Origin of the sequence: Mycobacterium sp. 141, assembly GCF_000382405.1 — a bacterium.
Lineage (GTDB): Bacteria > Actinomycetota > Actinomycetes > Mycobacteriales > Mycobacteriaceae > Mycobacterium.
Genome location: NZ_KB908271.1, coordinates 1 through 12,444 on the forward strand (window position 1 = coordinate 1; position 12,444 = coordinate 12,444).

A 12,444-nucleotide genomic window follows, 5' to 3' on the forward strand; every position below is an offset into this window, starting at 1 on the left:
GTCAGGGTTGGGTCATTCGAGGTTGGCGTGGCGCGTCCAGAGTTCCTCGGCCTCGATATCGGTGTGGTCCCACAGCGACTGGAACACGGCCTCGGTAACGACGAACAGCGCCTGCTCGAACAGCGACCCCGCGTACTGACGCGAAATGTGCGAGCCGTGATCGGTCTTCTGCGCGGCGGGAATGATCACCAACGCATCAGCGAGCTTACCCAGCGGCGAATCCGCATTGGTGGTCAGCGCGGCGACACGGGCCCCGGTCTTCTTGGCGGTCTCGGCCGACTTGACCACACCCGAGGTCGTTCCCGACCCGGAAGCCACGATAAGCAGGTCACCGGAACCGATCGCGGGGGTGGTGGTGTCGCCCGCAACGTGCACGTGCAGACCGAGGTGCATCAGCCGCATGGCGGCCATGCGCAGGACCAGCCCGCTACGACCCGCTCCAGCGAAGAACACCCGACCCGGCTGGGCGATATGGCGAGCCAGGATAGCCAGCTGCTCTGCATTGACTTTGGCCGTGGTATTCGTGATCTCGTCCACGACAAGGGACAGATTGTTCGCGATACTGTCCCGGTTTACTTCCGAGGCGACATGCGTGGTGCCGGACATGATGTTCTTCTCCTCCTCCAGAGGTGGGGCCTGACGTTCAATCGTCCTGTCATTTGCGGGTTGGAGGAACGCCAATTTGGGATGGTTTGATCTACCCGTTTGAGTAGGCTGCTACGTGGATCGTTCCGCACTTTACTGGAGGAACGAGCCCGGAGCGTTCGTTCTCCCCGCAAAAGTGACCACCGCTACGAGCGTGACTCCGCGGTCACACGAAAGCCGCGGGATCCTCGTCAAATCGAACGCCGAGTTGCGTCAGCGCATCTTCCAGTACCCGTTGCACAGTCAGCGTGTCATCGAGTGGCATGACCGCGCTCTCGGTGCGCCCAGCTTTGATCGCCTCGGTGACTTCGATGAGTTCGTGTGAAAACCCGTCTCCCAGCGCAGGAAGGTCGAACTGTTCCGATTCGTGGCCTTGTCGGTGCAGCACAAAAGAATTCGGGTGGTGAAAACGCGGCAGGATATCGATCCACCCCGTGGTACCGAATATCCGGGCGTGCCCGGGCATCGGGCTGTGCAACGAGCACATGAGTGTCGCGGTCCTACCCTCGTCGAAACCGAGCAGCATGGTCGCGTCGGCATCCACGCCCGACGGTTCGAGCGAACCCAATGCCGAAACGGACGTCGGGTTTCCGAGCACCATCTGAGCAAACGACACTACGTAGACACCCAGGTCAAGGAGGGCGCCACCGCCGAGTTCGTGGGCGAAGACCCGATCGGTGGGATCGAAGGATCGCGTCACGCCGAGATCGGCCTGCACCGACCGAACCGTGCCGATCGCACCGTCGGCAAGCAATTTGCGTGCGGCCACGACCGCAGGCTGGAAGCGGGTCCACATTGCCTCCATCGCGAACACATCATGCTTGCGCACCGCGTCCACCAATGATTCGGCCCCGGCGAGAGTGGCGGTGAAGGCCTTTTCCACCAGCAAGGCCTTGCCGGCGGATGCAGCAGCAAGCCCGATGGCGCGGTGGTGCGTATGCGGAGTCGCGATATACAGCACATCGACATCGGGGTCGGCGATCATGTCCCGGTACGAACCGTAGCTGCGTTCGATGCCGTGTTTGGTAGCAAATGCCTTTGCGCGATCAGCGGATCGAGATGCGACTGCGAGGACCGTCGCGTCCGGCACGTGGGCAAAGTCGCCCACCATCTTCTCCGCGATCCGACCCGGCCCGACAATTCCCCAACGTATCGACATTTGATATCCGTTCTGTGTCAAAGAGCTTGCCAAGGATTATGCGCGATGGTCGGGTACGCCGCGGAACGGCATGGGTCGCGCAGCCATGCGCGGCCTGGACCGTGACAGGTCTGCGATGTACGCCGGCGGGGTCGCACTGTTCCGGCTGAACCGGGCGGCCTACGTTATCGCTGATCCGTGGCCGTACTGCGGAACGACCACGCCACGATCGCCGCGGCGGCCAGTGACAGTGCCATCGCGATCAGCGCCGTCGGTGCGATGCCGGAGTCGAATGCCGTACGGGCCGAATCCAACAGGCGCGCCCCGGTTTCCGCTGGGAGTTCCGTGGCGACCGACACGGCGCCGCCGATGCTCTCGCCGGCTGCACCGGCCTGCTCCGGCGTCAGCCCGGTCGGAATCTCGACGTTGGTGCGGTAGAACGCACTGAAGATGGTCCCGAGCGTCGCGGTGCCGACCACGGCACCGAGCTCATAGGCGGTCTCCGAGACCGCCGACGCGGCACCGGCTTTCGCGGCGGGAACCGAGGCGACGATGGTGTCGTTGGACACCGTCTGCGAGACACCGACGCCGAGTTCCAGCACGACGAACGACACGATGACCGCGACCTCCGTCAGATCGTGGCGGAACAGCATGATCATTGCGAATCCGGCCGCGACGAACGCCAAACCGCTCACCATCAGCGTCTGGGTGGAAAAGCGTTTGGCCGCCTTGACCACGGCGATGCCGGCGATCATCGACACCAGAGCACCCGGCAGGGTGACCAGACCGGCCGCCAGCGGCGACAGACCGAGCACCAGCTGCAGATGCTGAGAGACGAAGAACACGAATCCGATCAAGCCCACGATAGACAGGAAGTTCGCCAGTATCGACGAGCTGAACGGGCCGTAGGAGAACAGGCTCATATCGAGCATCGGTGTGGCGCTGCGGTTCTGCCGGCGCACGAACAACACGCCCGAGGCGATGCCGACGGCGAAGGCAATCCCGACCATCACCGACAAGCCGTCGTGTGCAACGGTTTTGACGGCCCAGACGAACGGCAGCATCGCGGTGAACGACAGCGTCACGCTCAGCAGGTCGACGGGCCCCGGACGCGGGTCACGGGATTCGGGCACCAGGCGCGGGCCGAGCACCAGCAGCGGCAGCAGGAGCGGCACGGCCACCAGGAACACCGAACCCCAGTGGAAGTGCTGCAGCAGAGCGCCACCGACGATCGGACCCAGCGTGGTGCCGGCCGTGAAGCAGGACGCCCAGATGGCGATGGCGAGCCGGCGGGGACCGGCCTCGGTGAAGATGTTTCGGATCAGCGACAGCGTCGCGGGCATCAGCATCGCGCCGAACACGCCGAGCCCGGCGCGGGCGGCGACGAGGTACGCCGCACTCGGAGCAAATGCGGCCGCGACCGACATGACGGTGAAGCCGCTGGCGCCGATCAGCAGGATGCGGCGCCGGCCGATCCGGTCACCGAAGCTGCCCATGGCGACCAGCAGCGCGGCGAGCACCAGTGAATAGACGTCCACGATCCACAGCTGCACCGATGCCGCGGGCCGGAAATCCTCGGCGATCATCGGCAGCGCGAAAGCCAGCACGGTGTTGTCGATGGCAATGAGCAGCACCGGCAGCATCAGGACGGCCAGCGCGAGCCAGGCGCGTCTGGGGGTGGTAGCTGTCTGCGACGGCGTGGCGTCGAGGCAGGCGGACATGGGGAACTCCTGTGGCCGAGAAAGAGGGAAAGCGTTGTGGTGTAGTGATATTCAGCTGCGCGGCAGGTGAACGGTGCCGGCGGTGAGGCTGTTCATGATGGCGTCGACGATCTGGTGGCGCGGGGTGCTGTCCTGCTTGATGGCCTCGTAGCCGGCCAGCAGCAGCGCCCAGAACACCCGTCGGGCCCATCCAGGGGGATATTCGGGCCGCTGCGCCGACGCTCGCTCGAGCACCTCGGTGATCGCTTCGTCGCCGGTGTCCAGGTGGGCCGCCAGTTCGCGATCGGCCTGAATGGTCGGTTCGCTGTAGATGTAGAGCACGATGGGGCCGAGGTCGAGCTGGCTCTCCACCACCCGGCGCAGTGCCGCTTCGGGCGGTCCGTTGGTGGGCTCGGCGAGCTCGATCGCGGCGCTGCTGAGTGCGTGCACGTGATAGGCGACCGCGCGAAGCAGGTCAGAGCGTTCCGGGTAGTAGCGGTGCAACGTGCTGCGCCCGACGTTCGCGGCCGCGGCGATTTCGGCCATGCTGGCGGCCGGGTGGTCGGCCAGCATGGCCATCGCGGCATCCAGGATCGCCCTGCGGGTGCGCTCACGCACTCCGCTGTGGGTGGCCACCTGGGTGTTCATGCATCAAAATGTAGCATAATTGATCCAAAATGAGACATGTGTGTCCCATCACCCGCTGAGCCTCAGTTCGGCGGGGCGAATCCACCGGACTGGGGCGGCGGTGGCGGTGTTGCCGGTGGCGGCGCGTACTGCGGCGGCTGCGGGGGTGGATATGAGGCCAGCATGGGGGGAACGAGGCGAACGACCTCGCGGCGGTGCCGTTCGGCGAGGACCGCGGCCAGCACGTACTGCGGCGGTACGCCGGGCGGCGGGGGCGGCGAGATCCGGGTCGCGATCTCGTGTAGCACCCGGTGCGCCATCTCCTCGCGGATACGCGGATCCAGTTGATGCGCCCGCGACAGGAATTGCCGGGCCAGCTCGATCTGCTCGGTGCCGAGCCCGGACAACTGCAGTGACGACGCCCACCATGCCAGCATCGGCGGCATGGCCGGGGGCGGTGTCAGCTTGGGACCGCGCTCGCTGATCACCAGCGTGCCCGCGAAGATGTCGCCGATCCGCTTACCTTTGGGGGAGAGCAGGCTGCAGATCACCGCCGGACCGCCGGTGAACATGAAGATTTCGATGACGCCGGACAGCCCGCGAAACAGGGCTTGGCGGAAGCGTTCCGGGCTGCCGTCCTCGGAGACCACCCGCAGACCCATTGCCATTTTGCCCAGCGAGCGGCCGCGCGTCGTGGTCTCCATGATCACCGGATAGCCGACCAGTGCCAGCACCGTGAAGATGATCAGGATCGCCGCCGACAGCGCGTCGTCGAGTTGGCTGAGGGTAATCGCCCACAGCATCACGCCCACGAGGTAGCCGGCAAGGATCACCAGAATGTCGATGACCGAGGCCAGGGCGCGCACCGGCAGCTGTGCGATCTGGATATCGAGGATCACCGCATCCCCGGTCACCACCGGTCCGCGCTGGAGGGCCGGTTGGTAGGACATAGCGTCCCAACCTACCGATTACCATCGGCCGGGTGGATGTCGATGCGTTCGTGCTGGCCCATCGCGCCACGTGGGACCGCCTCGAGCAGTTGGTCAAACGGCGCAGGCGGCTGACCGGCGCAGAGGTCGACGAGCTGGTGGATCTGTACCAGCGGGTGTCCACTCACCTGTCGATGGTCCGATCGGCGTCGAGTGACTCGGTTTTGGTCGGCAGGCTGTCTGGGCTGGTGGCCCAGGCCCGCTCCGTGGTGACCGGTGCGCACGCTCCGCTGTGGCGGGAGTTCGTGCGGTTCTGGACGGTGTCGTTTCCGGTGGTGGCCTACCGCGCCTGGCGCTGGTGGCTCGGCACGGCGGTGGCGTTCATGCTGGTGGTGTTCGGCCTGGCCTTCTGGGTCGGCGGCAATCCCGAGGTGTACACGGCCATCGGAACCCCAAGCGACATCGACCAATTGATCAATCACGATTTCGCGTCGTACTACAGCGACAATCCGGCCGGCTCGTTCGCCTTGCAGGTGTGGGTGAACAACTCCTGGGTGGCCGCGCAGTGCATCGGGTTCGCGATCCTGCTCGGGCTGCCCATCCCGTACCTGTTGTTCCAGAACGCCGCGAACCTGGGCGTGATCGCCGGGCTGATGTTCGCCGCCGGCAAGAGCAATCTGTTCTTGGGTCTGATCCTGCCGCACGGGCTGCTCGAGCTCACCGCGGTGTTTCTGGCGGGTGCGGTGGGAATGCGGTTGGGCTGGACGGTGATCGCACCCGGCGATCGGCCGCGCGGACAGGTGCTTGCCGAGCAGGGTCGGGCTGTGGTGGCCGTCGCAGTAGGGTTGGCGGCGGTGCTACTGGTCTCCGGCCTGGTCGAAGCGATGGTGACGCCCTCGCCGCTACCGACCGCGGTGCGTATCGGGATCGGTGTCGCCGTGGAGATCGCGTTCTTGACCTATGTCATCTACTTCGGCCGCAAGGCTGTGCGGGCCGGCGAGACCGGCGATATCGACGACGCCCCCGACGTGGTGCCGGTCGGCTGACTTTCCTCCCGCGAGCAGACACGGAGGTCCCCGACACGCCGCGTATGCGGGACCCACATGTCTGCTCGCGCAATGAAAACTAGAGCTTTCCCGCCGCCTTCATCGCCAGATAGTGGTCGGCCAGCGTCGGCGCGAGCTCTTCGGGCGCGGCATCGACCACGTCAACTCCATTGCGCCGCAACCAGGTTGCGATGGTCTGACGATCGTTGCGGGCCCGCTCGGCCGCTGCGGCGTCGTACACCTGCGCGGCGTCGTCACGACCGGCGGCCAACCGCTCGACCCGAGGATCGGCCACCGCGGCCAGCAGCACCTGATGCTTCGTGGAGAGCTGCGGCAGTACCGTCATGAGCCCCTCGTCGAGCGCCGAGGCGTTGAGGTCGGTCAGCAGCACCACCAGCGCGCGCTGACGCACCCGCCGGGTCACCGCGGCCACCATGGCCGAGGCGTCGGACTCGACCAGTGCCGGTTGCAGCGGAGCCATCGCCTCCACCAATTGGGCCAGCAGCCCCGTGCGCGACGCGTTGAACACTCCGGCGCGGGTAACCCGGTCGAAGGCAAGGAAATCCACGTGATCGCCGGCCCGCGAGGCCAGTGCGGCCAGCAGCAGCGCGGCATCCATCGACCAGTCGAGCCGGGGCCAGCCGCTCGGATCACCCGCAGTGGGATCCACCCCGACACGGCCCGCCGACGTGCGCCCGGTGTCGAGCACGATCACCACCCGGCGGTCGCGTTCCGGCCGCCAGGTACGCACCACCACGTCGGAGCGCCGCGCGGTGGCCCGCCAGTCGATCGAGCGGACATCGTCGCCGACGACATACTCACGCAGGGAATCGAATTCGGTGCCCTGACCACGGATCAACACCGGTATGGCGCCGTCCAGTTCACGGAGCCGGGCCAGCCGTGACGGCAGATGCTTGCGGGACAGGAACGGCGGCAGGATGCGCACCTGACCGGCTACCGGCAGTGTGCGTTGACGGCCGGCCAGCCCCAGCGGGCCGATCGAACGCACCACAACGAACTCCGATCGTTGATCCCCGCGCCGCACCGGACGCAACCGGGTGCTCAGCTGAACCTGTTGTCCGGCAGGGAGGTCCAGCGGATGCAAGCGTGGTTCGGCGCCCGCACTGGGTGCCCACGCGTCACGCAGACGTCCGCGCAGCCGATGACGCCCCGTATTGTGCACCGTCAACACCGCGTCCACGCACTGACCCAACCGCGCGGTGCTGTCCCCGCCGCGTTGCATCCTCACCGCAGCCGGACTGCCGGCCAGCACTACATCGAGTGCCACCGCGATCACCAGCAGCACCAGGAGTACTGCGAAAACCGTTGCCGGCCACGGTGTCAACGCGATCGGCACAGCCGCGATCAGTGCGACCACACCGGCCCGGCGGGTGAGGATCATCAGCGCGGTACCGGGACGGCCGCGAGGATGCCGTCGAGCACACCGTCGGGTGTCGCACCTTCCAGTTCGGCTTCGGGGCGCAACGCGATCCGGTGCCGCAGTGTGGGACGAGCCATGGCCTTGACGTCGTCGGGGGTGACGTAGTTGCGACCGGACAGCCACGCCCAAGAACGTGCTGTGGCCAGCAGTGCGGTACCGCCGCGCGGGGACACACCCAGTGCCAGGGCCGGTGAATTCCTTGTGGCACCGACGATGTCGACGATGTAACCGAGCACCTCATCGGCCACTCGCACCTGGCGCACAGCCTCGCGACCCGCGGCCAGCTCGGCGGCGCCCGCCACCGGTCGCACAGCGGACAGGTCGCGGGGATCGAAGCCGTGAGCATGACGCCCCAGGATGGCGATCTCCTGATCCCGCGGTGGCAGCGGCACATTGAGCTTGAGCAAGAACCGGTCGAGCTGCGCCTCCGGCAGCTGGTAGGTGCCCTCGTACTCGATGGGGTTTTGCGTGGCCGCCACGATGAACGGATCAGGCAGCGGCCGGGGGCGCCCGTCGATGCTGACCTGACGTTCCTCCATCGCCTCCAGCAGTGCCGCTTGGGTTTTCGGCGGAGTTCGGTTGATCTCGTCGGCCAGCAGCAGATGGGTGAACACCGGCCCGGCGCGGAACTCGAACTCGGCGGTGCGTGCGTCGTACACCAACGAGCCGGTGACATCGCCGGGCATCAGATCCGGGGTGAACTGCACGCGTTTGAACTCCAACTGCAGCGCGGCGGCCAAGGTGCGCACCAGCAGGGTCTTGGCCACGCCGGGCACGCCTTCGAGCAGGATGTGGCCACGGCACAGCAGGGCGATGACAAGGCCGCTGACTACAGCTTCTTGCCCCACGACAGCTTTGGAGATCTCATTTCGCAAGGACAGCAGGGCATTTCGCGCCGCATCGGAATCAAGGGCGGGGTGAGTCACGACTGCGCGACCTGCCTTTCGATGTCGTCGAGTTGATGGGCCAGATGTACGAGATCGGAATCGGTGTCAGGGGGTGGGCCGAACAGCGTGTGGCCGACCACGCCGGTGTCGCCACCTGCGCGCGCGGCGATCGCGGCGGCCACCGTCTGGGGTGCGGCGCCGGTCGTCAGGCCGAGTCGTGGCAGCAGTCGCATGATGGTCGCGGACCGCAGAGCCTCGGCGGCGCGGTCGCGAGCCCGCCGGCTGCGGTACAGGCGACCGCGTCCCTCGACCGTCTCAGATGCCCGCACCACTACCGGTAGCGATTCGGCGACCAGAGGGCCGAGGCGCCGCGCGCTTGCCATCGCGAGAAGTGCTACCACCAAGCCCAGCTGCAACACTACCCACCGCACTTGCGTGGGTAGCAGGGCAGAAATCCCTTTACCGCCCGTGGATTCACCTTCGGGGTGCTGAGGCGCGTACCAGATCACCCGGGACCGGGCGCCGGCCAGATTCATCGCGAGTGCGGCGTTGCCGGCCTTGAGCAAGCCGCCGTTGGCCATGAAGTCCCCGGTGCCCACGACCGTGACGGTTCGACCGCCGTCCTGGTAGCGGACCACCGCGCCCTGATAGCAACTGGTCACCTGGGCGTCGTCGACCGGCTGGAACGTGTTGGTCAGGCCGAGTTCGACATCGCCCGAGCGGGTGGCCTCGACCAGATCGCAATCGGGGTCGCCACCGCCGAACGAACTGGCCTTGCCCTGCTTGATTTTCGGGGCCAGCGCCTCCCTGGTCTTGCTGACGGGTGCAATGAGCAGCAGATCTCCCGGGGCTTGCGCCAATTGATGCAGTTGGTCTTCGTCCGACAGATACAAGGTCTGCGCCGCCACCACGAGGGTGTCGGGCGCGGCAGCCCGCTGCACGTCGCCGATCGTATCGGCGGTGATCACCTCGACACCGTGCTGGCGCAGCAGCGCGACCAGAGCGTGTGCGCCGTCGGGCCCGGTTGCCTCGGGGTCCAGCCGGCCACCTGGTCGCGGCGCTGTCAGGTAGGTGCTGACCGCGGCCACCACCACGACGGCCATGACAGCCAACAGCACCCAGCGCGCCGTACGCCAATGCAGCGTCATCGCACCGGGGTCCAGCCAGCAGGGGTCGGGGCCGCTGTGGCGGCGGCCACAGGCACACGACCGTGGTCGTGCAACCGGCCGTCGAGATCGGCGATCTTCCGGTAGGCAGCCTCACTTCCGGGTTGTTCACCGTAGGTGATGTCATTGAATATGATTGCTGCGCCGAATAATTCGTCCGATAGGTCGCCCAGTGCGGCTGAGGCGTCCCGGGCCAGCTCGGTGGCCGTGCGCCCGGGCACTGGGTCGAGAATCCCCGTTTCCTCCAGATGACGGGCCACCGCACGCAATCGATTCCGGATGGCGCCTGCCCAATTACCTTGCGCTGCATACTGCTCGGCCGTGCGGCGGTGTTCGGCCGCGCTGAGCACCCGACTGCCGAACAAGGCGTACTGCTCGCTACGGGTGGTGCGCATGGTGCGCCGTGCTGTCCGCACCGCAACCACGACGGCCAGCACCACCAGGATCGCCAGCACCGCGATGGTGAACCAGCCGCCCGGGACCTTCGAACCCTGCATCGCAAGGCGGTACAACAGCTCGGTCAGCCAGTCGAGGAACTGCTGGGTGGGTGAGGATCTCGGGTAGATCGGCTTGCTGAGCTCGTTTTGCGCAGCGTCGTGCGCGGCGTCACGGTCGATGTCGATGGTGCTCAACTCAGCGAGGCCGAATCAGCCAGAGTTGGTCCGTGGATTCCGCAGGACCGACCGCGCCGGTCTGCAGCACCAGGTCGAAGGCCTCGGCGCGGATGCGCCGGTCGGTGTAGAGCAGGACCACGACACCGGCGTTGAAGGGTGCGGTGATGATCTGCCCGATGACGCCGCCGATCGCCGAGACGACGAGACCGGGTATCGAGATGCCGCCGGGTCCGGTACTCAGCAGCGCGCCCACGACGCCGAACGGCACGCTGACCGCGACCGCGATCAGGTTGGCCACGATCGCGGCCAGCAGCCAGATGCCGAGTACGCGCCAGAAATCGGGCTTCACCAGAGCGAACGACCGTGCGATGGCGGCGAACACACTCTGGTGCTCCAGCACGATCAGCGGCGGGGCGAACAGCAGCACGGTGATCGCGTAGATGAGGCCGACGATCGCCGCGAGCACCAGTGGGGCGCCGACGGCAAACGCCACGACGCCACCGCCCACCCCGGCGGCCATGACGATGACGAGGGCGATGATCGCGCCGACCAGTCCGAATGCCAACGCCTCCAAGGCGGTCAGGCCGATCAGCGCCCAGAATCTGCCGCGCAGCCGTTGCCAGGCCTGCCCGATGGTGATGGTGCCGCCGAAAACCGCGCGCCCCACCACCACGGTGAGCATGCCGCTGAGCAGCACACCGGCCAGCGCCGTGACGATGATGCCGGCGAAGCTCCCCGCCGAGACCAGCGCCAGTGCGCCCGCGGACGGTGTATCGCCCTGCAGGGTCGAGTCGAAAGTGCTGAAGGTGGTCAGCGGCCCGATCTGCAGCAGCAACGAGATGATTTGGGCCACTACGACGACGATGGTCGTCAGACCGAGCGTCGCCTTGGGGTTGGCCCGGATGTAGTTCACCGCGCCGTTGAAGATGTCCGAAAGACTCAGCGGCCGTAACGGAATAACGCCCGGCTTGAACGCCATCGGGTAGCCCGGCGGCGGCCCGTAAGGCGGGTACCCGGGCGGGGGGCCGTACCCAGGCGGTGGCGGGCCGTAACCCGGTGGCGGCGGGCCGTAACCCAGTGGTGGGCCGTAGCCCGGCGGGCCCGGCGGCGGCGGGTACGGCGAGTACCCGCCGGCGTCGTTGGTCATCTCTCCATCCTGTCGAGGACCGACAAAATTGACAACGTGCCCCGCTGCCCGGCGGCGTAGGTTGTGGCCATGGCCGAACTCAAGGATCGATTGCGCGCGGATCTGACTGCAGCGATGAAAGCGCAGGACAAGTTGCGTACTGCGACGCTGCGAATGGTGCTTGCCGCGATCCAGACTGAAGAGGTCGCCGGCAAGCAGGTGCGCGAGCTCTCCGATGCCGAGGTGATCGCCGTGCTGTCGCGCGAATCCAAGAAGCGCGGCGAATCGGCCGAGATCTACACGCAGAACGGGCGTGGTGAGTTGGCGGCCAATGAGCATGCCGAGGGCAGGGTGATCGACGAGTACCTGCCGACGCCGCTGACCGACTCCGAGTTGGCCGATGTTGCCGATTCCGCCATCGCCCAGGTGGCCGAAGACATCGGCGAGCGCCCGAGCATGCGCCAGATGGGGCAGGTGATGAAGATCGCGACGGCGATCGCCGATGGCAAGGCTGATGGCGCGCGGTTGTCCGCGGCCGTCAAGTCCCGCTTGTAGTTGGGGGTCTCTCACACCTGTCTGGCGAAGTAGCGTTCACCGTCGGAAACCAGCCGGCCGAACGTCGCCTTGATCGCCGGGGCCAGCGCCTTGAACGGCAGCGTGAACGCCGGCTTCGGTTCGATCGCCACGATCCAGGTGAACTGTGTCTGCCCGTCACCGGCGGGCTCGATCAGGTAATCCTCGGCGAACCGCTGCAGGGTCGGAATGTTGGCGTGGTCGACGGCGAACGAGTACCGCCGGCCCTCTTCCCACCGGAAGAACGCCTCGTGCACCTTCACCACACCTGGCGCGAGCACCACCTCGCGGGAGCTGCCGACCCCGAACGGTCGCGGCGAGAGCCAGGTGACCCGGGTGACCGACGGTCCCCAGGCGGCCAGCGACTCGTCGGAGGTCAGCGATTCCCACACCTGTTGCGGCGGTGCGGCAAACCGTTTGACGTAGCGAAAGATGTGCGGCGCCGTGGTGAAGAAATCAGGGTCGACGGATTTCAGCGTGAACCGGGGCATACCAATGAGCATGCCAGCAGCGCGGTCTGCTCGACCGTTGAAAACAGCAAGGGCCCCGACC

Annotated in this window: 13 protein-coding genes; 2 read left to right on the forward strand and 11 right to left on the reverse strand. The window is 66.7% G+C overall.

The window, feature by feature from the left end; all coding sequences use genetic code 11:
• Nucleotides 1-12 precede the first annotated feature (12 nt).
• The 5 genes from hxlB to H276_RS0118305 all read right to left on the reverse strand — a co-directional run bounded on the left by hxlB (nucleotide 13) and on the right by H276_RS0118305 (nucleotide 5,060).
• Nucleotides 13-606: a 6-phospho-3-hexuloisomerase gene (hxlB, locus tag H276_RS0118285; RefSeq protein ID WP_019972735.1), complete on the reverse strand. Its 594-nt coding sequence runs from the start codon at nucleotides 604-606 to the stop codon at nucleotides 13-15.
• 205 nt (nucleotides 607-811) lie between these two features.
• Nucleotides 812-1,804 carry a Gfo/Idh/MocA family protein gene (locus H276_RS0118290; RefSeq protein WP_019972736.1) on the reverse strand — a complete coding sequence of 331 codons (993 nt, stop codon included), beginning with the start codon at nucleotides 1,802-1,804 and terminating at the stop codon, nucleotides 812-814.
• Nucleotides 1,805-1,968: 164 nt separating this feature from the next.
• Entirely contained in the window at nucleotides 1,969-3,504 is a 1,536-nt protein-coding gene (gene lfrA / locus H276_RS0118295) for an efflux MFS transporter LfrA (protein WP_019972737.1), read from the reverse strand.
• Between the two features lie 51 nt (nucleotides 3,505-3,555).
• Entirely contained in the window at nucleotides 3,556-4,131 is a 576-nt protein-coding gene (locus H276_RS0118300) for a TetR/AcrR family transcriptional regulator (protein ID WP_019972738.1), read from the reverse strand.
• A gap of 62 nt (nucleotides 4,132-4,193) precedes the next feature.
• Nucleotides 4,194-5,060, reverse strand: a complete 867-nt coding sequence (locus H276_RS0118305) for an RDD family protein (protein ID WP_019972739.1) — start codon at nucleotides 5,058-5,060, stop codon at nucleotides 4,194-4,196.
• 32 nt (nucleotides 5,061-5,092) lie between these two features.
• On the opposite strand from H276_RS0118305, the gene H276_RS0118310 reads away from it, so the two are divergent.
• Nucleotides 5,093-6,085 (forward strand): stage II sporulation protein M, encoded by a 993-nt coding sequence (locus H276_RS0118310; protein ID WP_019972740.1) that lies wholly within the window; start codon nucleotides 5,093-5,095, stop codon nucleotides 6,083-6,085.
• A 79-nt stretch (nucleotides 6,086-6,164) separates the two neighbouring features.
• Here the strand turns inward: H276_RS0118310 and H276_RS0118315 are convergent, their stop codons facing one another.
• From H276_RS0118315 to H276_RS0118335, 5 genes are read right to left on the reverse strand one after another with little or no spacing between them, the layout of a single operon-like run.
• A complete protein-coding gene (locus H276_RS0118315; protein WP_019972741.1) occupies nucleotides 6,165-7,487 on the reverse strand; it encodes a DUF58 domain-containing protein in 1,323 nt (440 codons plus the stop codon).
• Nucleotides 7,487-8,452 (reverse strand): MoxR family ATPase, encoded by a 966-nt coding sequence (locus H276_RS0118320; protein WP_019972742.1) that lies wholly within the window; start codon nucleotides 8,450-8,452, stop codon nucleotides 7,487-7,489. The genes H276_RS0118315 and H276_RS0118320 overlap by 1 nt, the downstream gene beginning before the upstream one ends.
• Nucleotides 8,449-9,561, reverse strand: a complete 1,113-nt coding sequence (locus H276_RS0118325; protein ID WP_019972743.1) for a DUF4350 domain-containing protein — start codon at nucleotides 9,559-9,561, stop codon at nucleotides 8,449-8,451. Before H276_RS0118325 ends, H276_RS0118320 begins: the two co-directional genes overlap by 4 nt.
• Complete coding sequence (locus H276_RS0118330; RefSeq protein WP_019972744.1) at nucleotides 9,558-10,211, reverse strand: DUF4129 domain-containing protein; 654 nt, start codon at nucleotides 10,209-10,211, stop codon at nucleotides 9,558-9,560. The genes H276_RS0118325 and H276_RS0118330 overlap by 4 nt, the downstream gene beginning before the upstream one ends.
• Before the next feature lies 1 nt (nucleotide 10,212).
• Nucleotides 10,213-11,340, reverse strand: a complete 1,128-nt coding sequence (locus H276_RS0118335; RefSeq protein ID WP_026357162.1) for a glycerophosphoryl diester phosphodiesterase membrane domain-containing protein — start codon at nucleotides 11,338-11,340, stop codon at nucleotides 10,213-10,215.
• A 69-nt stretch (nucleotides 11,341-11,409) separates the two neighbouring features.
• Between H276_RS0118335 and H276_RS0118340 the strand changes: the two genes are divergently transcribed.
• Nucleotides 11,410-11,874: a GatB/YqeY domain-containing protein gene (locus H276_RS0118340; RefSeq protein ID WP_026357163.1), complete on the forward strand. Its 465-nt coding sequence runs from the start codon at nucleotides 11,410-11,412 to the stop codon at nucleotides 11,872-11,874.
• Nucleotides 11,875-11,885: 11 nt separating this feature from the next.
• Here the strand turns inward: H276_RS0118340 and H276_RS0118345 are convergent, their stop codons facing one another.
• Nucleotides 11,886-12,383 carry an SRPBCC family protein gene (locus tag H276_RS0118345; protein WP_019972747.1) on the reverse strand — a complete coding sequence of 166 codons (498 nt, stop codon included), beginning with the start codon at nucleotides 12,381-12,383 and terminating at the stop codon, nucleotides 11,886-11,888.
• Nucleotides 12,384-12,444 lie beyond the last annotated feature (61 nt).

Coding starts and splice junctions, on each gene's coding strand:
- H276_RS0118335 (WP_026357162.1), bottom strand. CDS start 11,340: ATGACCAACGACGCCGGCGGGTACTCGCCGTACCCGCCGCCGCCGGGC.
- H276_RS0118305 (WP_019972739.1), bottom strand. CDS start 5,060: ATGTCCTACCAACCGGCCCTCCAGCGCGGACCGGTGGTGACCGGGGAT.
- H276_RS0118315 (WP_019972741.1), bottom strand. CDS start 7,487: ATGATCCTCACCCGCCGGGCCGGTGTGGTCGCACTGATCGCGGCTGTG.
- lfrA (WP_019972737.1), bottom strand. CDS start 3,504: ATGTCCGCCTGCCTCGACGCCACGCCGTCGCAGACAGCTACCACCCCC.
- H276_RS0118325 (WP_019972743.1), bottom strand. CDS start 9,561: ATGACGCTGCATTGGCGTACGGCGCGCTGGGTGCTGTTGGCTGTCATG.
- H276_RS0118300 (WP_019972738.1), bottom strand. CDS start 4,131: ATGAACACCCAGGTGGCCACCCACAGCGGAGTGCGTGAGCGCACCCGC.
- H276_RS0118290 (WP_019972736.1), bottom strand. CDS start 1,804: ATGTCGATACGTTGGGGAATTGTCGGGCCGGGTCGGATCGCGGAGAAG.
- hxlB (WP_019972735.1), bottom strand. CDS start 606: ATGTCCGGCACCACGCATGTCGCCTCGGAAGTAAACCGGGACAGTATC.
- H276_RS0118340 (WP_026357163.1), top strand. CDS start 11,410: ATGGCCGAACTCAAGGATCGATTGCGCGCGGATCTGACTGCAGCGATG.
- H276_RS0118345 (WP_019972747.1), bottom strand. CDS start 12,383: ATGCCCCGGTTCACGCTGAAATCCGTCGACCCTGATTTCTTCACCACG.